16 protein-coding genes and 1 tRNA gene are annotated in these 21,957 nt (G+C 67.9%); 11 read left to right on the plus strand and 6 right to left on the minus strand.

The genetic code is table 11. The features are described from left to right. Positions 1 to 5: 5 nt before the first annotated feature. A complete protein-coding gene (locus WKW77_RS03030) occupies positions 6 to 983 on the minus strand; it encodes a Bug family tripartite tricarboxylate transporter substrate binding protein (RefSeq protein ID WP_340355595.1) in 978 nt (325 codons plus the stop codon). Positions 984 to 1,361: 378 nt separating this feature from the next. Between WKW77_RS03030 and tcuC the strand changes: the two genes are divergently transcribed. Beyond that, on the plus strand, positions 1,362 to 2,672 hold the full coding sequence (gene tcuC, locus WKW77_RS03035; RefSeq protein WP_340355328.1) for an MFS transporter: 1,311 nt from the start codon (positions 1,362 to 1,364) through the stop codon (positions 2,670 to 2,672). Positions 2,673 to 2,681: 9 nt separating this feature from the next. On the opposite strand, the gene WKW77_RS03040 is transcribed toward tcuC, so the two are convergent. Beyond that, the gene (locus tag WKW77_RS03040) at positions 2,682 to 3,698 is read right to left on the minus strand and encodes a 2-dehydropantoate 2-reductase (protein ID WP_340355329.1); all 1,017 of its coding nucleotides are present in this window, start codon (positions 3,696 to 3,698) and stop codon (positions 2,682 to 2,684) included. Next, positions 3,695 to 6,331 carry an alanine--tRNA ligase gene (gene alaS, locus WKW77_RS03045; RefSeq protein ID WP_340355330.1) on the minus strand — a complete coding sequence of 879 codons (2,637 nt, stop codon included), beginning with the start codon at positions 6,329 to 6,331 and terminating at the stop codon, positions 3,695 to 3,697. Before alaS ends, WKW77_RS03040 begins: the two co-directional genes overlap by 4 nt. A gap of 128 nt (positions 6,332 to 6,459) precedes the next feature. Here alaS and WKW77_RS03050 point away from each other — a divergent pair, with 128 nt between their 5' ends. After that, the gene (locus tag WKW77_RS03050) at positions 6,460 to 6,816 is read left to right on the plus strand and encodes a DUF2784 domain-containing protein (protein WP_340355331.1); all 357 of its coding nucleotides are present in this window, start codon (positions 6,460 to 6,462) and stop codon (positions 6,814 to 6,816) included. On the opposite strand, the gene WKW77_RS03055 is transcribed toward WKW77_RS03050, so the two are convergent. From WKW77_RS03055 to thpR, 3 genes are read right to left on the minus strand one after another with little or no spacing between them, the layout of a single operon-like run. Next, a complete protein-coding gene (locus tag WKW77_RS03055; RefSeq protein WP_340355332.1) occupies positions 6,782 to 10,909 on the minus strand; it encodes a PAS domain S-box protein in 4,128 nt (1,375 codons plus the stop codon). The two genes, WKW77_RS03050 and WKW77_RS03055, sit on opposite strands and share 35 nt — an antisense overlap. Before the next feature lie 8 nt (positions 10,910 to 10,917). Then, a complete protein-coding gene (locus tag WKW77_RS03060) occupies positions 10,918 to 11,889 on the minus strand; it encodes a diguanylate cyclase domain-containing protein (RefSeq protein WP_340355333.1) in 972 nt (323 codons plus the stop codon). 30 nt (positions 11,890 to 11,919) lie between these two features. Next, a complete protein-coding gene (thpR, locus tag WKW77_RS03065) occupies positions 11,920 to 12,450 on the minus strand; it encodes an RNA 2',3'-cyclic phosphodiesterase (protein WP_340355334.1) in 531 nt (176 codons plus the stop codon). A gap of 197 nt (positions 12,451 to 12,647) precedes the next feature. On the opposite strand from thpR, the gene WKW77_RS03070 reads away from it, so the two are divergent. From WKW77_RS03070 to WKW77_RS03110, 9 genes are all read left to right on the plus strand, one after another. After that, the gene (locus WKW77_RS03070; protein WP_340355335.1) at positions 12,648 to 13,769 is read left to right on the plus strand and encodes a sugar ABC transporter substrate-binding protein; all 1,122 of its coding nucleotides are present in this window, start codon (positions 12,648 to 12,650) and stop codon (positions 13,767 to 13,769) included. 17 nt (positions 13,770 to 13,786) lie between these two features. Continuing rightward, the gene (locus WKW77_RS03075) at positions 13,787 to 15,313 is read left to right on the plus strand and encodes a sugar ABC transporter ATP-binding protein (protein ID WP_340355336.1); all 1,527 of its coding nucleotides are present in this window, start codon (positions 13,787 to 13,789) and stop codon (positions 15,311 to 15,313) included. After that, the gene (locus WKW77_RS03080; protein ID WP_340355337.1) at positions 15,310 to 16,296 is read left to right on the plus strand and encodes an ABC transporter permease; all 987 of its coding nucleotides are present in this window, start codon (positions 15,310 to 15,312) and stop codon (positions 16,294 to 16,296) included. The genes WKW77_RS03075 and WKW77_RS03080 overlap by 4 nt, the downstream gene beginning before the upstream one ends. A gap of 8 nt (positions 16,297 to 16,304) precedes the next feature. After that, the gene (locus WKW77_RS03085; RefSeq protein WP_340355338.1) at positions 16,305 to 17,273 is read left to right on the plus strand and encodes an ABC transporter permease; all 969 of its coding nucleotides are present in this window, start codon (positions 16,305 to 16,307) and stop codon (positions 17,271 to 17,273) included. 27 nt (positions 17,274 to 17,300) lie between these two features. After that, the gene (locus WKW77_RS03090) at positions 17,301 to 18,233 is read left to right on the plus strand and encodes an SMP-30/gluconolactonase/LRE family protein (protein WP_340355339.1); all 933 of its coding nucleotides are present in this window, start codon (positions 17,301 to 17,303) and stop codon (positions 18,231 to 18,233) included. A gap of 129 nt (positions 18,234 to 18,362) precedes the next feature. After that, on the plus strand, positions 18,363 to 19,328 hold the full coding sequence (locus WKW77_RS03095) for a cupin-like domain-containing protein (RefSeq protein WP_340355340.1): 966 nt from the start codon (positions 18,363 to 18,365) through the stop codon (positions 19,326 to 19,328). Positions 19,329 to 19,403: 75 nt separating this feature from the next. Continuing rightward, a tRNA-Gly gene (locus tag WKW77_RS03100) sits at positions 19,404 to 19,477 on the plus strand. Between the two features lie 183 nt (positions 19,478 to 19,660). Further along, positions 19,661 to 20,734: a glycosyltransferase family 2 protein gene (locus WKW77_RS03105; protein WP_340355341.1), complete on the plus strand. Its 1,074-nt coding sequence runs from the start codon at positions 19,661 to 19,663 to the stop codon at positions 20,732 to 20,734. A gap of 142 nt (positions 20,735 to 20,876) precedes the next feature. Then, complete coding sequence (locus WKW77_RS03110; RefSeq protein WP_340355342.1) at positions 20,877 to 21,950, plus strand: glycosyltransferase family 2 protein; 1,074 nt, start codon at positions 20,877 to 20,879, stop codon at positions 21,948 to 21,950. Positions 21,951 to 21,957 lie beyond the last annotated feature (7 nt).

A 21,957-nucleotide genomic window follows, 5' to 3' on the forward strand; every position in this document is an offset into this window, starting at 1 on the left:
AGTGTTCAATCCGCCTGGATGCCCTGTTCCTTGATGATCCGGCCAAAGCGCGCGAAATCCGAGGCGTTGGTCTTCGCCAGCGTCTCGGGCGTGCCGCCGAGCGGCAACGCACCGAGCGTCTCCATGCGTGCCACCACGTCGGGCATCTTGATGATTTCGTTGAAGTGGGCGTTGAGCGTCTTGACGACCTCAGGCGGCATGCCCTTGGGACCGAAGAGGCCGTGCCAGGCGGTGACTTCCACGTCCTTGACACCCAGTTCCTGGAAGGTGGGCACGTTCGGCGCGAGCGGCGAACGCTTCGTGTCGGCGATGGCCAACACGTTCAGCTTGCCGCCCTGCAGGTACGGCGCCACCGGGCCCAGCGTGATGTAGGTCAGGGGGACATGGCCGCCCAACAGGTCGTTCACGGCCGGCGCGACGCCCTTGTAGGGCACATGGGCCAGTTTGAGGCCCGTCGCCTTGTTGACCATCTCGCCAAGGATGTGCATCGGCGAGCCGCTGCCCGGGCTGGCGTAGGTCAGTGGCTGCGACTTCGCGGCGGCCGCGAGATCCTTGAAGCTCTTGATGCCGGAGGCCGAGGTCGACACCAGTGCCAGCGGCAGCGTGCCGGTCTGGATGATCGGGGTGAAGCCGTTCAGCACGTCATAGCCGCCCGCACCGGCCTTCAGGACAAGCTGGGCAATGGAGAAGGTGCTCGGCGCGAACAGAAGCGTGTAGCCGTCCGCCGGGGCCTTCGAGACGATGCTGCTGCCGATGACGCCGCTGGCGCCCGGCTTGTTGTCGATCACGACCGGCTGCCCGATGCGGGTGGACAGCTTTTCGGCGTAGAGGCGGGCCAGCGCATCGGTGTCGCCGCCGGCCGGATAGGCCACCACGATGGTGATCGGCTTGGTCGGATAGCTCTGCGCCCAGAGCGGCCCGGCGCCAGTGGCGGCCGCGAGCGAAAGAGCGAGAGCGAGGGCTTGGCGACGTGTCTGCTTCATCATGGTGGTCTGCAATCCGTACGAGGTTGAAACTGAGAACCGGCCTCCACTCCAGATGCAAATGAGCGGGTCGGAATGCCTGCCTTGCTTGCGCTGGGTTCGTTTCACTAATTAAACGGCGATCTATTGGTGAAACGACGAAACGAAGAATATGACGAAAACCATCCGTACACATAGGTAAAAACCCTAGCTCTTACGTCCGCTTACAGGCGATGTCACGCGCCTGACGTCATTCGGTCGCCCTGCTTCAGCACCCGCACGCCTGATTCCCGCCTGACTTTCGCGGGCGGGACAAACCCCGAGCGTGCGGACGGCTGTTCGACAGCTTGGATTCCTAGGATGAGCAGATACGCAAACCGCTTACTCCGGAGACACGCAATGACCACGGCAACCCTGGCGCCCGGCAACACCGCGCCCCACCACGACACATCCAGGCTCGGCGCGGTGCTGCGCGTGACGAGCGGCAACTTCCTCGAGCAGTTCGACTTCTTCCTGTTCGGCTTCTACGCCACCTACATCTCGAAGGCCTTCTTCCCCGCCAGCAGCGAGTTCGCGTCGCTGATGCTGACCTTCGCGGTGTTCGGCGCCGGCTTCCTGATGCGGCCGCTGGGCGCCATCGTGCTGGGCGCCTATATCGACAAGGTGGGACGGCGCCAGGGCCTGATCGTCACGCTGGCGATCATGGCCAGCGGAACCGTGTTGATCGCGTTCGTGCCGGGTTACGCGACCATCGGCCTCGTGGCCCCGGTGCTCGTGCTGCTCGGGCGCCTGCTGCAGGGCTTTTCGGCGGGCGCCGAGCTCGGCGGCGTGTCGGTCTACCTGTCGGAGATGGCGACGCCCGGCCACAAGGGCTTCTACACCTCGTGGCAGTCCGCGAGCCAGCAGGTGGCGATCGTGCTGGCTGCCGCGCTGGGCTTCGCGCTCAACGAGATGCTCGATCCGGCCATGCTCTCCGCGTGGGGCTGGCGCATTCCGTTTTTCGTCGGCTGCATGATCATTCCCTGCATCTTCGTCCTGCGCCGCTCGCTGCAGGAGACCGAAGCCTTCCAGGCCCGCAAGCACCACCCGAGCACCCGCGAAGTGTTCCAGTCGATGGCGCGCAACTGGCGAATCGTCCTGGCCGGCATGCTGCTGGTGGCGATGACGACCACGACCTTCTACCTCATCACCGTCTACACGCCGACCTTCGGCAAGACCGTGCTGCACCTGAGCGCGCGCGACAGCCTCATCGTGACGCTGCTCGTCGCGGTGACCAACTTCATCTGGCTGCCGATCGGCGGCGCGCTGTCGGATCGCATCGGCCGCAAGCCCCTGCTGCTCGCGGTGACCGTGCTGGCCATCCTCACCGCCTATCCCGCGATGCACTGGCTCGCCGCGGCGCCGAGCTTCGGCCGCATGCTCGACGTGCTGCTGTGGTTCTCGTTCCTCTTCGGCATGTACAACGGCGCGATGGTCGTGGCCCTGACCGAAGTGATGCCGGTCGAGGTCCGCGTGGTGGGCTTCTCGCTCGCCTACAGCCTGGCCACGGCCGTGTTCGGCGGATTCACGCCCGCGATCTCGACCTGGCTGATCGAGACCACCGGCGACAAGGCGGCGCCGGCGTACTGGCTCAGCGTGGCCGCGGTGTGCGGGCTGGGCGCGACGCTCGCGCTCTATCGAAAGGGCCGGCAGCCGGGCCGCACGACCTGAGCCTCCGGACTACAGGCCCAATTCGGCGACGAGCCGGGCGGCCGGCCAGCGCTCCTTGCGCTGCGGCCAGGCTTCGAGCAGTTCGACCATCCTGGCATTGAGCGGCGCTTCCCCGCCGTGCTTGCGCGCGAGACGCACCACCTCGCCGCAGAGCGCATCGATCTCCGTGCGGCGGCCGAGCGCGAGATCGTCCGCCATGCTCGAACGCGCCTTCGCATCGATGCGCAGCATGCGCGCGGCCACGAAGCGGAACAGCGGGGTCGGCAGGCGAAGGATGCCGGGCAGCTTGTGGGCGGGCACCGCCGCGAGCTGCGCCGGCTGGATGCCGGCCTTGCCGAGCGCGTCCAGCGCCTCGTCCATCAGCGCGGCGAGGCAGCGCCGGTAGCCACGCTCCAGCAGTTCGTCGCGCAGCGGAAGCCCCGACAACGCATTCACCGGGTTGTTGAGGTTCATCAGCAGCTTGCCCCACTGCACCGGCACGAGATCCGCGTGCAGGTCGATGGGCACGCCCGCGCGCTCGAACACGGCGACCCAGCGCCGGAGCACCGGATCGTCCTTCGCGGCGAGGCGGCCGACCGTGCCCCGGTGAAAGGCGCCGGGGCCGAGTTCGGCGATGTTGTAGGGAACCATGGCCGGCAGGACGTTGAGCCGGGGCGCGGCTTCGGCTGCGACCTCGGCGTTCGAGATGCCGTTCTGCAGCGACAGCACCGCGGTGCCTCTCGGCAGTTGTGCCGCGAGCTCGGCTGCGGCCTCGGCGGTCGCACCGCTCTTGACGGTCAGGAGGACCAGCGCCGGACGAACCCCCGAGGGAACCTGTTCGTAGACCCGGATCAGCCCGGGCGGCACGTGGTGGCGGATGCCTTCGATGTTGGTCAGCGTGAGGCCGCGAGAATCCAGCGCACCGATCACCCGCGGACGCCCCACGAAGCCGACGCGAACGCCCGCTGCCGCAAGACTGCCCCCGATGTAGCACCCGACCGCGCCCGCCCCCATCACGAGGACGTCGACCGCCGACTCCTCGTTCATCCCTTGGCTTGGAGCCGTTCCGCCACCCAGCCCTGCACCGACTGCAGCGCAGCCGGAACGCCGGCGGCATCGGTGCCGCCCGCCATCGCCATATCGGGCTTGCCGCCGCCCTTGCCGCCGACCTGCTGCGCGACGAAGTTCACCAGCTCGCCCGCCTTGACCTTGCCCATGGTGTCGGACGTGACGCCGGCCGCGAGTTGCACCTTCGCGCCGTCGACGGCCGCGAGCACGATGGCCGCGGTCTTGAGCTTGTCCTTGAGCTTGTCCATGGTGTCGCGCAGCGTCTTGGCATCGGCGCCGTCGAGCTTGGCCGCGAGCACCTTGATGCCGTTGACGTCAACGGCTTGGGCCACCAGTTCGTCGCCCTTGGACGACGCAAGCTTGCCCTTGAGCGCACCCACTTCGCGCTCCAGCGCGCGGACCTGTTCGAGCACTTGCGACAGGCGCGGCTGCAGTTCGGACACCGGCGCCTTCAGGGTCGCCGCCGCGCTGTTCACGGTGGCTTCGAGCTGCTGCAGGTAGGCGAGCGCATTGGCGCCGGTCACCGCCTCGATACGGCGCACGCCGGCAGCCACGCCACCTTCGCTCACGATCTTGAACAGGCCGATGTCGCCGGTGCGCGCGACGTGCGTGCCGCCGCACAACTCGCGGCTCGTGCCGATGTCGAGCACGCGGACGGTCTCGCCGTACTTTTCGCCGAAGAGCATCACGGCGCCGGTCTTCTGTGCCGATTCGATGTCCATCACGCGCGCCTGCGTCGCCTCGTTGGCGAGGATCTCGGCGTTCACACGGCGCTCGATCTCGGTGATCTGCTCGTGCGTGACCGGCGCGTTGTGCGTGAAGTCGAAGCGCGTCTTGTCGGCGTCGACCAGCGAGCCCTTCTGCTGCACGTGGCCGCCGAGCACTTCGCGCAGCGCCTTGTGCATCAGGTGGGTCACGCTGTGGTTGCGCATGGTCGCAGCGCGCAGCCGCGTGTCGACGCGCGCGGTCACGCCATCGCCGACCTTGAGCGTGCCTTGCGTCTGCGTGCCGTGGTGGCCGAACACGTCGGCCTTGATTTTCTGGGTGTCGGCCACGCCGAACTGCACGCCCTCGGCGACGAGCACGCCCTGGTCGCCGACCTGGCCGCCGCTCTCGGCATAGAACGGGGTGGTGTCGAGCACCGCGATGCCCGGCTGGCCTTCGCCCAGCTGCTGCACCGGCGCGCCTTCGAAGTACAGCGCGACGACCTTCGCCTTCTCTTCCAGATGCTCGTAACCGGTGAAGACGTTGCCCGCGCCGGTGTATTCGACCGCGCGCTCCATCTTGAACTTGCCCGCTGCGCGGCCTGCGGCCTTCTGCCGTTCCATCGCGGCGTTGAAGCCGGCCTCGTCCACCGCCACGCCGCGCTCGCGGCACACGTCGGCCGAGAGGTCGAGCGGGAAGCCGTAGGTGTCATGCAGCTTGAAGGCCACGTCGCCCGGCAGCACCTTCGCGCCGTCGCCAAGGGCCGCGTCGAGGATCTCCATGCCGTTGGCGAGCGTCTCGAAGAAGCGCTCTTCCTCGGCCTTCAGCGTCTCGGTGATGCGCTGCGCATCGGCGCGCAGCTTGGGATAGGCGCCACCCATCAGCGCCACGAGGTCGGGCACCAGCTTGTGGAAGAAGGGCTTCTTCTGCCCGAGCTTGTAGCCATGGCGGATCGCGCGGCGCACGATGCGGCGCTGCACGTAGCCGCGGCCTTCGTTCGACGGGATCACGCCGTCGGCCACCAGGAACGCGGTCGCGCGGATGTGGTCGGCGATCACCTTCAGCGAGTTGTTGCCGAGATCGGCGCAACCCGTTTCGCGCGCGGCGGCCTTGATGAGCGCATCGAAGATGTCGATCTGGTAGTTGCTGTGGACGTGCTGCAGGATGGCCGCGAGGCGCTCCAGGCCCATGCCGGTGTCGACGCAGGGCGCGGGCAGCTTCACGACGCTGCCGTCTTCCTTCATGTCGAACTGCATGAACACATGGTTCCAGATCTCGATGAAGCGGTCGCCGTCTTCGTCGGGGCTGCCCGGAGGGCCGCCGGGGATCTCGGGGCCGTGGTCGTAGAAGATCTCGCTGCACGGGCCGCAGGGGCCGGTGTCGGCCATCATCCAGAAGTTGTCGGACTTGTACCTGCCGCCCTTGTTGTCGCCGATGCGGATCACGCGCTCGGGCGCAAGGCCGATGTCCTTGGTCCAGATGTCGTAGGCCTCTTCGTCCTCGTGGTAGACGGTGGCCAGCAGGCGATCGGCCGGCAGCTTGAAGACCTCGGTCAACAGCTCCCAGCCCCACTTGAGCGATTCGCGCTTGAAGTAGTCGCCGAAGCTCCAGTTGCCCAGCATCTCGAAGAAGGTGTGGTGGCGCGCGGTGTAGCCGACGTTCTCGAGGTCGTTGTGCTTGCCACCGGCGCGCAGGCACGCCTGGACGGACGCGGCGCGCACATAGGGGCGCTTGTCGGTGCCGAGGAACACGTCCTTGAACTGCACCATGCCGGAGTTCGTGAACATCAGGGTCGGGTCGTTGCCCGGCACCAGCGAACTGGAGGGCACCACGGTGTGGCCCTTGCCCTCGAAGAATTCGAGGAACGTCTTGCGAATGTCGGCAACGCTGAAGGTGGGCTGGCTCATCTTGGAATTGGCTTGTTGCAGAGGCGGCCTGCGTCGTGAAGCTGGCGCGCAGCGCCCCGCATCGAACCCACCTAACTGCTTGATCTGCTTGAACATTCGATTATAGGTTTGGGGAAGAATCTCACCCCATGCAGGATCGCCTCCTGGCCGATGCCGTGCTCCTGCTGCACGGCGCTTTCATCCTCTTCGTGCTGGCCGGCGGCGCGCTGGTCTGGCGCTGGCCGCGTCTTGCATGGCTGCACCTGCCGGCCGTCGCCTGGGCGATATGGATCGAAGTGTCAGGCGGGATCTGCCCGCTCACGCCCCTGGAGAACCAGTTCCGTCGCGCGGCTGGATTGGCGGGCTTCGGCGGCGGCTTCATCGAGCACTACCTGCTCGGGGCGATCTATCCCGAGGGGCTCACGCGCGGCGTGCAGATCGGGCTGGGCGGATTCGCCCTGCTGCTCAACCTCATCGTGTACGCGCGGCTGCTTCTGCGTCGATGAGCGGCAAGGTGTCGCGGAGCATTGCGGCGGCGCGGCGAAACTGGAGTGATCGCATCGCGCCATCGAGCTGCGCGAAGCGCTCGTCTCCGAGCGCGGCACGCAGCGCGGGGCCGAGTTCCTCGAACCACGGCGTGGCGGCCAGGTCCTGCCGGTCCAGCGCCTCGACGAGCAGAGCGAGCCCTTCGGAATCGAGCGTCGGAAGCTCTCCCGCTTCGAGCGCGTCGGGGACGACATCGAGCAACGGACGCGCGGACTCTTCGAGCGTGCGCAGCGCCGCACTCAGTTCATGCAATGCACGCCCCGCCGCCGACCGGTCGCCGGCCTTCAGCGCCACCTCGGCGTCGAGCGCGGCCTGCCTCACGTCCCGGGCGCCGATCACGCCCGCGCTGCCCTGAAGCTTGTGCAGCCGCCCCCGCAGCGGGCCGTCCATGCTGCCCTCGTCCACCGCGGGCGCGTTCGCGGCCAGATCGGCGTACTCGCCGAGGAGCCCGCGCAGCACGCTGAGCAGCAGCGCCCTGTCCCCCACCAGCCGCGCGAAGGCATCCGCTGCGTCGATGCCCTCGATGCGAGGCCAATCCGGCGGCGGCTGTACCGTCGGCCGGGCCGTTTCGGCCGGCTCCAGGGACTGCACGCCGCGCACACGCTCAACGCATCGGCGCACCGTCCTGATCAGCGCCTCGACCTCGAACGGCTTGCTGATGAAGTCCGTCATGCCGGCTTCCAGCGCGCGGTCGCGCTCGGAGATCAATGCGCTCGCGGTCAAGCCGATCACGGGCAGATCACGCAATCCCAGCTCGCCACGGATGCGCCGCGTCGCCTCGTTGCCGTCCAGCACGGGCATGTGCACATCCATCAGCACCGCATCGAAGGCATCGGGCGCATCGCGCAACTGCTCGATCGCCTGGACGCCGTCGGACGCCAGGCCCACGCGCGCGCCCTCGCTTTCGAGGATGTGGCGGCACACCTCCAGGTTGATCGGGCTGTCATCCACCACGAGCACGCGGACATCCTCGAGCCGCCGCAGCGGATGCGCGTCGTCGGGCGTCGGAAATGCATCGTCGTCGCCGGCGACACCGAGCGGCAGGACCACCCAGAATTCGCTGCCGACGCCCGGCGTGCTGCTCACGCCGATCTCTCCGCCCATCAGTTCGGCCAGCTGCCTGACGATCGACAGGCCCAGCCCCGTGCCGCCGAAGCGCCGCGTGGTCGATGAATCAGCCTGCATGAAGGGCGCGAACAGGCGATCCAGCAACGCGGGCTCGATGCCGATGCCGGTGTCGGCCACCGCGAGCCGCAAGCGTACCCGGTGCTCGTCGCGCGCCAAGACGTGCACGGTCAGGCGGACCGATCCCCTGGCGGTGAACTTGACCGCGTTGCTCAGCAGATTGACCAGGATCTGGCGGATGCGCGTGACGTCGCCGCGCAGGCGATCGGGCAGGTCTTCATCCGCATCGAGCCGCAGCGCGATGTCCTTGCTGCCGACCGCGACCGCCGCCATCTCGATCACGCCTTCGAGCAGCTCGCGCACGCCGAACTCGGTCTCGTCGATCACCATCTCGCCGGCTTCGATCTTCGAGATGTCGAGGATGTCGTTGATCACGCCGAGCAGCGCGGTGCTGGCAGTCTGGATCCGCTTGAGCAGTTCCCGCTGACGCTCGTCCAGCTCGGTCTGGCGCAGCAGGTACGCCAGCCCCAGCACCGTGTTGAGCGGCGAGCGGATCTCGTGGCTCATGTTGGCGAGGAATTCGCTTTTGGCCCGGCTCGCCGACTCCGCCTGCGCGCTGCGCTCGTTGAGCGTCTCGTTCAGCCGTTCGAGCTGCGCCTGCGCCTCGCGCATGTCGGTCACGTCCACCGCCACCGTGATGAAGCCCTGCACCACGCCGGCGTCGTCCCGGTCGGGAATGAAGTGCAGCCAGTAGTGCACGACGGACCCGTCGGCCATCTCGCGGGTGCGCATCACGCGCTGGTCCTCGCCGGCCAGCACGGCCCGTATGAACGGCCGGTTCTCCGCCAGACGCACCGGCCCGAGGAGCTCCTCCATCGTGATGCCGGCCATCTCCGTGGACTTGCGGCCCAGCCAGCGCTCGTGCGCGTTGTTGGCGAAGGTGCATGTCAGGTACGGCGTCCAGTAGGCCACCACGCCCGGGATGTTGTCGGTCACGATGCGCATGAAGCGCTCGTTCGAACGCAGACGCTGTTCCGCCACCTTGCGCTCCGAAAGATCGGCCGCGATCGCGATGAAGCCGACCACAATCCCTCCGGCATCGCGCAGCGGACTCACGTTCAGATGCACCGGGACGCGGCTGCCATCCTTTCGCACGTAGGTCCACTCCCGCGCCTGCGCGCGGCCGGTGCCGGGCGCGGGCGCGAAGACCTCGCCCGGTCCGAGCGGACGGCCCATCTCGGTCGTGAGCGCCATCGCCCTGCCGTGGACCTCGAACGCATCGTGGAAACTGTTCATCTCCATCCGGTCGACGACCTCGGCGGCCGAGTAGCCGAGCAGTGCCTCCGCCGCGGGGTTGAACAGCGTCACCACGCCCCGCACGTCGGTCGCGATGATGGCGCTCGCGGCGCCGTCGAGGATCGCCCGCTCGCGCTGCGACAGCGCGGCCAGTTCGGCGGTGCGCGCCTGCACCTGCTGCTCCAGCGTGGCGTTCAGTTCGAGGATGCGCGCCTTGGTCGCGTTCTCGTGCGTGATGTCGCGCATCGTCTCTGCAACGCCGATCACGCGGCCGTCCGCCGCACGGATCGGCGCGGCAGCCACCGACACCGCCACCGGCGAGCCGTCGCGATGCCGCCGGAAGGTCTCGAACGCGGCAACCGACTTGCCGTCGGCGATGTGCCGCAGCAGCGTCACTTCTTCCTGCACGTAGTCGGGAGGCAGCAGCAGCGACTGCAGCGACTGGCCCTGCACCTCCTCCGCGCTGTAGCCGAAGATCTTCGCGGCCGCGGCGTTCCAGTCGGTGATCCGGCCGTCGAGGCGGCAGCCAATGACGGCGTCGTTGGAGCTGGTCACGATGGCCGCGAGACGGGAGCGCTGCTCGCCTTCACGTGCCTTGCGGCGCTGGACGATCTGCTCCACGAAGGACAGGAGCGCCAGCAGCAGCGCGAACACCACGCCGATCGCGAAGATCGCCCACGGACTGCGCAGGTTGAGCTGGGTGATGAAACGCGGCTGGGCCTTGATGTCGACCTGCCAGGTCCGCCCGTAGAGCGAGAGCGGCAGCGTCGCCTGCAGCTCGGTATCCTGCGCGCCGAGCTGCCGCGGCGACGTGAAGAAGCGCTCGGGCCGGCCGCCCGATGTCACGTCCACCAGCGACATCGCGAACTCGCCATCCTGGAAATCGAAGCCCTTGAGCACCTCGTCGATCCGAAGCGGGGTGTAGGCCCAGCCGAAGACATCGTCCGGCGTGCCGTGCGCCGCCGACGAGCGCCGCTGCCGCTGCTGGAGCCTGCCGAGCTGGGCCTCGGCCCGGTAGATCGGCAGCAGCATGAGCACCGAGCGCAACCTGACGTTCTCGGATTCCGACTGGACCAGCGTGATCGGCGCGGTGATCGTGGCCTGCCCGTTGCGCATCGCCCGTTCCGCCGCCGCGCGCCGCTTGGGCTCCGATGCGATGTCGAGCCCGATGGCCGGACTGGTCGAATCGCCCGGCTCGAAATACTGGACGACGAAGCGCTCGCCATCGTTGGGGCCGAGCTGGTGAACGTGGAAATCCGGCTTGCCGTCGAGCCGCGCCGCAGCGGTGAAAGCGGCCTCCTGCCCGGCCGGCACGCGCCGGATGTAGCCGAAGCCACCCGAGCCCGGGAACTCGCGCTCGAGATCGCGCGACGCCATGAACTGGGCGAATCGCAACCGGGTGATCCCGCTTTCTCCGCCGGCGGCGATGACCGCGCCGCGCGTGCTGCGCAGGCCGGTCTCGTAGGTGTTCATGCGGGCGGCGAGCTGTTCGACCGCGCGGTGGGCCAGCGCGTCGAAGCGCTCCTGCGCCAGCGACTCGTTGGATTGGAGCTGCAGGAGCGCGGCGCCCACCGCGCCGCACAGGCCGACGATCAGCCAGACCAGGGACCGCGCGGACTCACGAATCCCCACGGGCGTGTTCAGCCCACGTCTGCGGCGGTCGCCGTCGGAAGTTCGGGAGCCGCCACCGCGGCCTGCGCGCGGCCGGCGGAAATGGCCGCTTCGAGCGCCCTCGCGGCCGCGGCGTCCAGCGCATCGACGACCGACACACCGGCGGCGGTCAGTTCGCCGCGCCGCGCCGCATCGAGGCACGCCACGCCCGCGCTGCAGGTGACATGGCGCGAAACCGTCGAGCCCTGGTGGCCGATGTCGCGCGTTTCGACCGCACGCAGCGCGCGATTGGCCACATGGAGTGCATCGTCGGCGGACGTGTCGGGGAGCACCAGCGCGAAGCGCTCGCGATCGAGCCTCGCGACGACATCGCCCGGGCGCCGCGCGCTGCGGCGCAACGCATCGCCGACCGCCGTGAGGCAAGCGTCGGTCGCCTTGCGGTCGTAGAGCGCCTCGAAGGAGTGGAAGAAATCGATCTCGACCAGCACCACGGAAACGGCCTGCCCCGCTTCCGCCGCGCGGGCGCTTTCGCGGGCGAGCGTCTCGGCCCAGGCGGCTTCGTTCGCGAGCCCGGTGAGACCGTCGATGCGCGACAGCCGGCGCAGGTCGTCCGACAGCCGCTTGAGCTTGAGTTGCGTGTTCACTCGCGCGAGCACCTGCTGCGCATTGAACGGCTTGCGGATGAAATCCACCGCGCCCATCTGCAGCACAGCGACTTCCAGTTCGGATTCCTGGTGGCTGCTGACGAAGATCACGGGGATGTCGGCCAGCGCAGGATCGGCCTTCAGCGCCTCGCAGACCTGGAGGCCGCTCATGTCGCCCATCTGCGCATCGAGCAGGATCAGATCGGGCGTCGCCTCTTTGCTGAGTTGCAGTGCGTCGGCGCCGCTGGTGGCAAAGCGAAGGGTCGAGTAATCAGAAAGTATCCGACTCAACACCTGGATGATGTTGGGATCGTCATCGACGAGAAGAAGGCTCGCCTCCACCGGAAATTTCTTCATCGGTGAATTTTGCCGCAAGCACCCTGACGCTCAGCCGTGCGAGGGGTAGCGCGCGATGAACTCGTAGCGCGACGGATACGCCGTGTGCGAGCAGACCAGTACGAATTCATTCACTGGCCAGGCGATGGGCGCCATCCCGGCCGGCGGGACCGCCCCACGCGTCCTGCGCGCGAGGGTGAGATGCGGCACCCAGCGCTCCGGCGGCACGACGAAGCCGGCGCTTTCGACCTGCCGCACGATGTCCTCGCGCAGCGCGCGCAGGCCTTCGTGTTCGTCGGGCATCAGCACCGCGATCGGGTTGCGCCACGCCTGCGGCGTGCCGAGCCGCAAGGTCATGGCGTGCATGCGCACATCCGCGAGGCGCTGCGCGAGCTGCAATTCGCGCGAGCGCTCTACATCGCCCAGGAAGTGCAGCGTCATGTGGATGCGCGCCGGGTTCGTCAGGCGGACGCCGGCCGGCCAGGACCACGTCTTGCGATGCGCCTCGATAGCGGCACGCGCGGCCGCGTCCGGGAACAGCCCGATGAAGAGACGCCGCGTCGGTTCGTGCAAGGCATTCATCTGCCGCGCGAGGTTACGTGCTTCCCGCGCATCGAAGCCGCGGCAAGGGTAATTCCCGAGCCACCGGCACAAACCCTGATTTGTATGATGATCGTGCAACCTGCCCAAAGGACGATGTGCAGGTGTGCGCGGCATTGTTCTCGCCCCTTGGGCGGTCACGTTCAGGCGGGCCCCACGTCCAGAACAAGGAGACAGCAATGATCTTTCGCACCCGCATCGTCGCCGCGGCCGCGGCATTCGCCTGCGCTTCCGCCCTGGCGGCAGGCCCCTCGGTGGTCAACGGCCCCGGCGAGAACCCGGCCTGCTTCAAGCCCTGGGACGCCAACACCAAGTACTTCCAGTGGCCGGCCAAGAAGGGGCCGTACCGCATCGCGCTGGCCAATGGCTTCGTCGGCAACACCTGGCGCATCCAGATGATCAAGATGGCGAAGGCCTACGCGGCGACGCCGGAGATGAAGTCCAACATCAAGGAGTTCAAGATCGTCTCCACCGGCACCGACGTCGCGGCGCAGATCGCGGCGATCGACAACTTCATCAACTCGGGCTACGACGCGATCGTGACGATCGCGGTCAACCCGACCGCCTTCGCGCCGGTGATCAAGCGCGCGAACGCGGCCGGCGTGGTAGTGGTGCCCTTCGACAACGTGCTCGACAGCGACCAGGTGATGATGGTCAACGAGGACCAGCTCGCCATGGGCCAGCAATCCGGCGAATGGGTGGTGAGCAACATCCCGAGCAAGAGCGGCAAGCTGCTCGAAGTGCGCGGCGTGCCGGGCAACTCGGTGGACCGCGATCGTCACCTCGGCTTCCGCAAGGTCGTGGAAGCGCCGGGCAACAAGTTCGAGGTGGTCGAAGTGGTCGGCAACTGGGACGACGGCACCGCGCAGAAGGCGGTCGCCGATGCGGTGGCGGTGCACAAGAACTTCGACGGCATGTTCGTGCAGGGCGGCTCCACCGGCGCGGTGCGCGCGCTGATCGACGCCAAGCACAAGATGATCCCGGTGGCGGGCGAGGCCGAGAACGGCTTCCGCAAGCTCTGCGTGGAGCACGCGAAGGAAGGCCTGGTATGCGCCTCGCTCGGACAGTCGCCGGGGCTCGTCGCGATCTCGATGAAGGCGGCCGTGGCCGCGCTGCAGGGCAAGGTGATGCCGCAGATGATCTCGGTGCCGATCCCGATGGCGACGCATCCGAACTTCAAGGCGGGCGAGAACTACTTCCCCGACCTGACCGACAACTTCTTCACCACGAATGATTTCCCGCCCTGCGACGTGAACCTCAAGGCGACGGACATCATGTCGAAGGACGAGAAGAACAACTGATCGGCAGCACGACCGTTTTGGCTTTGGAACCGATCCTGCGGCTGGTCGACGTCTCCAAGCGCTATGGCGGAGTGCGCGCGCTGGAGCGCGCCAGCTTCGCCTGCGCGCCCGGCCGCATCCATGCGGTGCTCGGCGAGAACGGCGCGGGCAAGTCGACGCTGATCAAGATCATGGCCGGCGTGGTGCTGCCCGACGAAGGGCGCATCGTGCTGGAAGGCACGGAGCGCCGCTTCTCGCATCCGCAGGAGGCGGTCGCGGCCGGCATCGCGTGCATCTTCCAGGAGCTGTCGCTGATGCCCGACCTCAGCGTGGCGGACAACATCTGCATCACCAATCCGCCGCGCCGTTTCGGGCTGATCGACCGCAAAGCGCAGCGCCGCATCGCCGAGGCCGCACTGGCGCGCGCCGGCGCGGAGGACATCCATCCGCTGGCGCCGGTCGAGAGCCTGACGCTGTCGCGCCGGCAGATGGTGGAGATCGCGAAGGCGCTGGCGCGCGATCCGAAGATCCTGATCCTCGACGAAGCGACCTCGGCGCTGACCACGGCGGATGTGGAGCGCGTCTTCTCGCTGCTCAAGCGCCTGCGCCGCGAAGGGCTGGCGATCATCTACATCTCGCACCGCATGAAGGAGATCGCCGAGCTCGCCGACGACTGCTCGGTCTTCCGCAACGGCAGCCATGTCGCGACCTTCGAGGCCGGCACGCGCAGCGATGCGGAAACCATCGAGATGATGATCGGACGCGACATCGCGCATGCCTTTCCACCCAAGCCGCCGCCGCGTGCCGCGGACGCGGTCGGCGCACCGGCGCTGGAGACGCGCGGCCTGTCGTGGAACAACCGCCTGCACGACATCGACATGGCGGTCTGGCCCGGCGAGATCGTCGGCCTCGGCGGGCTCGACGGCCAGGGGCAGCGCGAGTTCTTTCTTTCGCTCTTCGGCGTGCTGCGCGGGGTGGCCGGCGAGGTTCGGCTCGCAGGCCACCCCGCGGCTGTACGCGATCCGCGACGAGCCAAGAGCACGCGCTTCGGCATCGCGCTGGTGCCCGAAGACCGCAAGACCGACGGCCTGATGCTGCCCATGTCGGTCAAGGACAACCTGAGTCTCGCCGCGCTCGACCGCCTCAGCCGCGCCGGCGTGCTGGCCTCGGCCGACGAAGCGCAGGCGGTCTCGCAGATCGTGCGCCGCCTGTCGATCAAGGCGCCGGACCTCGGCGACCCGGTCGCCACGCTCTCGGGCGGCAACCAGCAGAAGGTGGTGATCGGCAAGTGGCTGATCAACGCGCCGCGCATCCTGCTGCTCAACGACCCGACGCGCGGCATCGACGTTGGCACCAAGCAGGAGATCTACGCGCTGGTGCGGACGCTGGCCGACGAAGGCGCCGCGGTGATGCTCTATTCGACCGACTACGCCGAGCTGATCGGCTGCTGCGACCGTGTCGCGGTGTTCTACGACGGCCGGATCGTGCGCTGGCTGGCCGGCGCGGAACTCACCGAACGGGCGCTGGTGTCGAGCGCCCTCAACCTCGAACGGGCCGCAGCATGATGCACGCCGACTGGCGCTTTCACCTGCGCGAGCACCGCGCCGTCCTCGCGACCGCGGCGATGTTCGTCCTGATCTTCGCGCTCTACATTGCCAAGCATCCGGTCGGGTGGAGCACGCCGGTGCTGACCACGGCGGCCAACAAAGGCGTGCTGCTCGCGATCGTCGCGATGGCGCAGACGCTGCCGGTGCTCACCGCCGGCATCGATCTTTCCGCGGGCATGGTCTTCGTGCTCGCGAACTGCCTGGCCTCGCACCTCGTGGTCGGCACGCCGCTGCAGGCGGGACTCGGCGTGATCGCGGTGCTGGCGGCCGGCGCGCTGTGCGGCTTCATCAACGGGATCATCATCGTCTACGGCCGCCTGCAGCCGATCATCACCACGCTGGCGACCGGCATCATCTACTTCGGCCTTGCACTGGGCCTTCGGCCGGTGCCCGGCGGCGACGTGCATGCGGGGCTGGCCGATGCACTCACGGGCGCGCTGCCCGGCGGCATTCCGACGATGCTGGTGGTGCTCGTTGCGGTGGTGCTGGTGGTGTGGGTGCCCTATCGCCGCTCGGTGACCGGGCGCGCGGCGCTGGCGATCGGGTCGTCGGAAAACGCGAGCTACATGTCCGGCGTGGCGATCGGCCGCGCGAAGATCGTGACCTACACGCTCGCGGGCCTGCTGGCGGCCATCGGCGGCCTGCTGCTGACTTTCGTCACCTACTCGGGTGAAGCCTCGTCGGCCATCGGCGGCGTCTACACACTCAACTCGATCGCCGCGGTCGTGATCGGCGGCACCTCGCTGGCGGGCGGCTCGGGCAGCGCGATAGGCTCGATCTTCGGCGCGCTCGTGCTGCGCACCATCGGCGACCTGCTCTTCGTGTTCGACCTCGAACCGCTGTGGCAGCCGCTGTTCCAGGGCGTGATCCTGTTGACCGCGGTGAGCTTCGGGTCGCTGCGGCTGCTCAAGGTCGACAACCGGCTCGAGATCTTCCGGTGAGGCACGCAATGAGCGCCCTCGCGTTGCGCTTCAGGCGATCGGGCCACCTGCCGGTGCTCGCCGGCGCGCTGTGCACGGTCGCGCTCCTGCTGGTGGGCAGCCTCTATTCGAAGAACTTCCTGTCGCCGGACTACCTGCTGCTGCAGTTGCAGATCGCTTCCTTCCTCGGCGTCATCGCGACCGGCGCGATGCTGGTGATCCTGCTCGGCGGCATCGATCTCTCCGTGCCCTGGCTGGTCACGGCGGGCGGCATGATGTCGGCCGCCGCCGCGGGCTGGTGGGGCGGCGCCGGGGCGGCGATCGCGATTCCCTTCGGCATCCTGTGTGGGGCGGCGCTCGGGCTGGTCAACGGCATCGGCGTGGCCTATCTGCGCGTGCCGTCGATGATCTTCACGCTCGGCATCAACGCGGTCGCGCAGGGCCTGATCGTGGTGCAGACCGGCGGCTTCGCGCCGCAGGATCGGGCCACGCCGGCCATGCACCTGATCGCGACCGGCCGCTCGCTGCTCGGCATCCCGAATGCGCTGCTGGTGTGGATCGCGGTCGGCGCGGCCACGATGTTCGTGCTGCACCGCACGACCTTGGGCCGCGCGATCTATGCGGTGGGCAACCGCGAGCGCGCCGCCTACCTCTCGGGCATCGACACCCGCCGCGTGACGCTGCTGTGCTTCGTGATCGCGGGCGCATGCTCGGCGGCGGCCGGCGTGCTGCTGACCGGCTATTCGACCAAGGCCTACCAGGCTATGGGCGACGCCTACCAGCTGCCGGCCATCGCGGCCGTGGTGCTCGGCGGCACCAACATCCTCGGCGGCCAGGGCTCCTACCTCGGCACCGTTGTCGGGGTGATCCTGATCACCCTGCTCCAATCGATTCTTTCGGTGATGCAGATTCCCGAGATGGGCCGGCAGGTCATCTACGGCGTCGTCATCATCACGATGCTGCTGGTGTACGGCCGCGGCCGTCGCCAGTCGGGCTGACGAACAACATCCAACGCGAGGAAACCCATGACGATCGAATCCGCAGCCAGCTACGAGGTGCTCGACCCCCGCTTCGGCCGGCTCATCTTCCCGACGGCGCACGTCGACAAGCTCTACACCGGCTGCCGCTGGGCCGAGGGGCCGGCGTGGTTCGCCGCCGGCCGCTACCTCGTGTGGTCCGACATCCCGAACGACCGCATGATGCGCTGGGACGAAACCGACGGATCGGTCTCGATCTTCCGGCAGCCCGCGCTGAACACCAATGGCCACACGGTGGACCTGCAGGGCCGGCTCGTTTCCTGCGAGCATCGCGGGCGCTGCGTGTCGCGCGTCGAACACGACGGCTCGCGCACGGTGCTCGCCTCGCACTTCGAAGGCAAGCGCTTCAACTCGCCGAACGACGTGGTGGTGAAGTCCGACGGCAGCATCTGGTTCTCGGACCCGAGCTACGGCATCGACAGCGACTACGAAGGGGACGCTGCGCCGAGCGAGATCGGCGATCGCTGCGTCTATCGCATCGATCCCCAAGGCGGCCCGGTGGCACGCGTGGCCGACGGCTTCGTGCAGCCCAACGGCCTGGCCTTTTCGCCGGACGAACGGCTGCTGTACGTGGCCGACACCGGCGCAACGCATGTCGCGAACGGGCCGCGCCACATCCGGCGCTTCCGGGTCGCGGACGATGGCTGCAGCCTCGGTGGCGGCGAAGTATTCGCGACCTGCGCCGACGGCCTCTTCGACGGCTTTCGCATCGACACGGAAGGCCGCCTGTGGAGCAGCGCGGGCGACGGCGTGCACTGCTACCTGCCGGACGGCACGCTGATCGGCAAGATCCGCCTGCCGGAGGTCGTCGCCAACGTGTGCTTCGGTGGGCCGAAGCTCAACCGGCTCTTCATCTGCGCGACGACCTCGCTCTACGCGGTCTATCTGAACGCCCGGGCGGCACGCCGAAACGGTTCCTGACCTCTGCCGAACGGCCTACCTCAAGGGTTTTCCCGTAGTCGCCAGCTCGACAACGGAGTAACCTTTTGTTTTCAAACTCCCGCGTGCAGGCGATGCACGAATACCACTCTTCCAAGGGAGGAGGTCACGATGCTTTTTGGAGAGTTCGTCCCGCGCGAACGCGCCGCTGCGCTGGCCCGGGGCAGAGGGCCGGGCGCCGAGGGCCTGCTTCAGTTCGATCCCGAGGAGGTCGGCAACGCATATAACCGCCGGCCCTTCATCCTCAGGCACAGGCTGACCGAACACCCGCTGCTGACCCCGCAGGCGTTGTTCTCGCTGTGCCGGCGGCTGCCGAGCGACTACGTCAAGATCCGGCGCGGCGTGATTCCCGGCAATGCCCACTTCGATTCGTCCTACGACCGCTACCGGGACGGCCTCTCGCTGGAGGAAACGCTCGAGCACTTCGAGGAATTGAAGGCCTATATCTGCATCTACAACCCGGAGCGCGATCCGATCTATCGGCCGCTCATCGACAGCCTGCTGGGCGAAATCGCCGCGGCCATCGCGGACACCGATCCGGTCGTCACCTGGTTCTCGACCTACATATTCGTCTCGACGAGCGGCGCGGTGACGCCCTATCACATGGACCGCGAGATGAACTTCCTGCTCCAGGTGCGCGGGGACAAGGAAGTGCTGCTCTGGGACCCCGCCGACGACGAAATCCTCAGCCCCGCGGAAAAGGACCACCTGCTCTCCGGCTTCGGCGCCTGGCGGCCGATCTACAAGCCGTCGTTCGAGGCCAAGGCGATGCACTTCGACCTCCGTCCGGGGCTCGGCGTGCATCACCCGTTCATCGCGCCGCATCGAGTCCACACCCTCGACGGCTTGTCGGTTTCACTGGCGTTCACCTTCCGCACCCTGAAGTCCGACGTGGCCACCAAGGCCCACAGCTTCAACGAGGTCCTGAGGCGCCTGCGCATGTCGCCCCAACCGATCGGTGAAAACGAAGCGCTGGATCACGCCAAGGCCGTCGCGTCGAATGCGGTGCGGGTGCCCATCAGACTGTGGCAGGCGCGCCGGCGGGTGATGTACTCGCGCACCCAGGCCAGCGCGTAGGCTGTCGAACCGAAGCTCCCGACCTTGCGCTTCGGGGCGAGAGCCCGCTTCCACGACGCTAGAATCCGGACCTGCGCGGGCGTAGTTCAATGGCAGAACGGCAGCTTCCCAAGCTTCATACGAGGGTTCGATTCCCTTCGCCCGCTCCACCTCCCTTTGGTTGCCGTCGCCACCTGGTCAGGCGGTCGTCAGACTAGTCCCGAGGGCAGCGAGAACTTCTCCGCACAAGGCCGGAATACGCAGAACCTCCTCCGTTCGGAGGAGATCACGCGCCCCTAGACTGCCCCGGTCTACTTTCTACGCGTCGGCGCGTGCCGCCCCGCGCAGCTGCCTTGCCCCTCGCCATCGAACCCCTGCTACTGGCTGAACTGCCGTCGCGGTCGCGCGTCAGCATCGTCATCACGTGTTTCGACTACGGGCGCTTTCTCGGCGAATGCCTTGATGCGTGCCTGGACCAGAGCAGGCCGCCGGACGAGATCGTCGTCGTCGACGACGGATCGACCGACGACACCTGGGAAGTCCTTTCGGGCTACATGGCGCGTCATCCGCAGGTGCGCGGCATTCGCCAGCTCAATGGCGGCGTGTGCGCCGCCACCAACACCGCCATCGCGGCCGCGACGGGCGATGTGCTGCTCCTGCTCGATGCGGACGACCTCCCGGCCACGACCCGCGTCGAACGCGTCCTGGCCGCGCTGCGGCGGCGCGTGGATGGCCGCGTGGCCGGCTGGGCGCATCATCCACTGCGGCGCTTCTCCGACACCCACGACGACCTGGGACTGACGCCGTACTACCACGCGCCGCCCGAGGGCTGTTTCCGCCGACAGGTCCTGGAGCGGGCCCAGAGCCCGGTGGCCACCCTGACCTCGGGCCTCGCGTTCCGGCGTGAACTGCTCGATGCGATCGGACCGATCGCGGAAGACCGCAGCCTGTCGCAGGACATGCAGTACTGGCTCGCGGCCGCGCTGCTGAGCCCGGTGGTCTGGATCGCGGAGCCACTCGGACGCTACCGCGCCCATGGTGTTTCGCGGTCCTTCGGCGGCATGCTTTCGACCTTGCCCAAGGTGCAACTCATGCGCAGGCGCGTCGAGCTCGTGGATGCGTGGATACGCCAGCTGCTCGAAAGGCAATGGCCGGCGGCCGCGCCACACTGGCGCGTGCTCGACGAGCAGCCCGCCTACAACTGGTTGCGCTTCCTCGAAGGCTGGCTCGCGGGATCGGGACGGGATTTCACTTTGCTCATGAAGGTGCTGCGCGACCCCCATACCCGCCTGGCACCGCTTCAGCAGCGCGTGTACCTCTACAGCAGCATCTGCCTGCCGCCGTCCTGGTTCGCGGCGCTCTCGCGGTTCGTGTTCGGCGCGAGCCCGCTGAAGGCCCTGGTGCGGCGCAGCCTCGGCAGGAGCTGATTCCGGCCAGCGCGATGTCCTGCTGCCGCGCATCCTGTCGGATAGGCCGGATAAGCCGCATGACCACTTCACGCGGTAACGAGCCGCCGCTAGACTGCCATTTCACTTCCCGGCGCACCGACTCCCGCTGCGCGAAATTGCCTTGTCCATCACCATAGAACCTCTCCCACTGACCGAACTGCCGGCGCAGCCTCGCGTCAGCATCGTCATCGCGAGCTACAACTACGGGCGCTTTCTCGTCGAATGCCTCGATGCCTGCGTGGGGCAGAGCCGGCCGCCGGACGAGATCGTGGTCATCGACGACGGTTCGAAAGACAACACCTGGGAGCTGCTCTCGGAGTACATGGCGCGCCATCCGCAGGTGCGCGGCATCCGCCAGCCGAACGGCGGCGTCTGCGCCGCGACCAACGCCGGCATCGCGGCCGCCACCGGCGACGTGGTTGTGCTGCTCGATGCGGACGACCTGCCGTCCGAACATCGCGTCGAACGCATCCTGGCCGCGCTGCGGCGAACCGTGGACGGCCGCGTCCCCGGCTGGGCACACCACCCCCTGCGACGGTTTTCCGAGACGCACGACGACCTGGGTCTCACGCCCCACTACCACACGCCTCCCGAGGGCTGGTTCGGCCCGACGGTGCTGGCGCGCTCCCAGAGCCCCGTCGCAACCATCACTTCGGGGCTGGCCTTCCGCCGCGAACTGCTCGAGGCGATCGGGCCCATCGCGGAAGACCGCCGTCTCGTGCAGGACATGCAGTTCTGGGTCGCCGCCGCGCTTCTGAGCCCGGTGGCCTGGATTCCGGAGCCGCTCGGGGGCTACCGCGCCCACGGCGTGTCTGAATCCTTCGGCGGCATGCTGTCGAGCCTGCCCAAGGTGAAACTCACGCGCGAGCGAACGGAGATCATCGATACGTGGCTGCGCGCGCTGATCCAGCGCCGGATGCCCGCCGCCCTCCCCCAGTGGCGCGGGCTCGACGAACAGCCGGGCTACAACTGGCTGCGCTTCCTCGAAGGCTGGTTCGCAGGCTCGGGGCGCGACTTCGGCCTGCTCATGAAGGTGCTGCGGCACCCCGACACGCGTACAGCGCCGCTGCAGCAACGGGTATACCTCTACAGCAGCACCTGCCTGCCGCAGTCCTGGTTCCTCAAGTTGTCGGGACTGGTGTTCGGTGCCAGCCCGCTCAAGGCCTTCGTCCGGCGCAGCCTCGGCAGAAGCTGACGCACGT

Source organism: Variovorax ureilyticus, assembly GCF_037889935.1.
GTDB lineage: Bacteria > Pseudomonadota > Gammaproteobacteria > Burkholderiales > Burkholderiaceae_C > Variovorax > Variovorax ureilyticus.

What these genes read in the sequence shown, in the direction of transcription:
- WKW77_RS03030 (WP_340355595.1), bottom strand. Translation starts at nt 983, where the DNA reads ATGAAGCAGACACGTCGCCAAGCCCTCGCTCTCGCTCTTTCGCTCGCG.
- tcuC (WP_340355328.1), top strand. Translation starts at nt 1,362, where the DNA reads ATGACCACGGCAACCCTGGCGCCCGGCAACACCGCGCCCCACCACGAC.
- WKW77_RS03040 (WP_340355329.1), bottom strand. Translation starts at nt 3,698, where the DNA reads ATGAACGAGGAGTCGGCGGTCGACGTCCTCGTGATGGGGGCGGGCGCG.
- alaS (WP_340355330.1), bottom strand. Translation starts at nt 6,331, where the DNA reads ATGAGCCAGCCCACCTTCAGCGTTGCCGACATTCGCAAGACGTTCCTC.
- WKW77_RS03050 (WP_340355331.1), top strand. Translation starts at nt 6,460, where the DNA reads ATGCAGGATCGCCTCCTGGCCGATGCCGTGCTCCTGCTGCACGGCGCT.
- WKW77_RS03060 (WP_340355333.1), bottom strand. Translation starts at nt 11,889, where the DNA reads ATGAAGAAATTTCCGGTGGAGGCGAGCCTTCTTCTCGTCGATGACGAT.
- thpR (WP_340355334.1), bottom strand. Translation starts at nt 12,450, where the DNA reads ATGAATGCCTTGCACGAACCGACGCGGCGTCTCTTCATCGGGCTGTTC.
- WKW77_RS03070 (WP_340355335.1), top strand. Translation starts at nt 12,648, where the DNA reads ATGATCTTTCGCACCCGCATCGTCGCCGCGGCCGCGGCATTCGCCTGC.
- WKW77_RS03080 (WP_340355337.1), top strand. Translation starts at nt 15,310, where the DNA reads ATGATGCACGCCGACTGGCGCTTTCACCTGCGCGAGCACCGCGCCGTC.
- WKW77_RS03085 (WP_340355338.1), top strand. Translation starts at nt 16,305, where the DNA reads ATGAGCGCCCTCGCGTTGCGCTTCAGGCGATCGGGCCACCTGCCGGTG.
- WKW77_RS03090 (WP_340355339.1), top strand. Translation starts at nt 17,301, where the DNA reads ATGACGATCGAATCCGCAGCCAGCTACGAGGTGCTCGACCCCCGCTTC.
- WKW77_RS03095 (WP_340355340.1), top strand. Translation starts at nt 18,363, where the DNA reads ATGCTTTTTGGAGAGTTCGTCCCGCGCGAACGCGCCGCTGCGCTGGCC.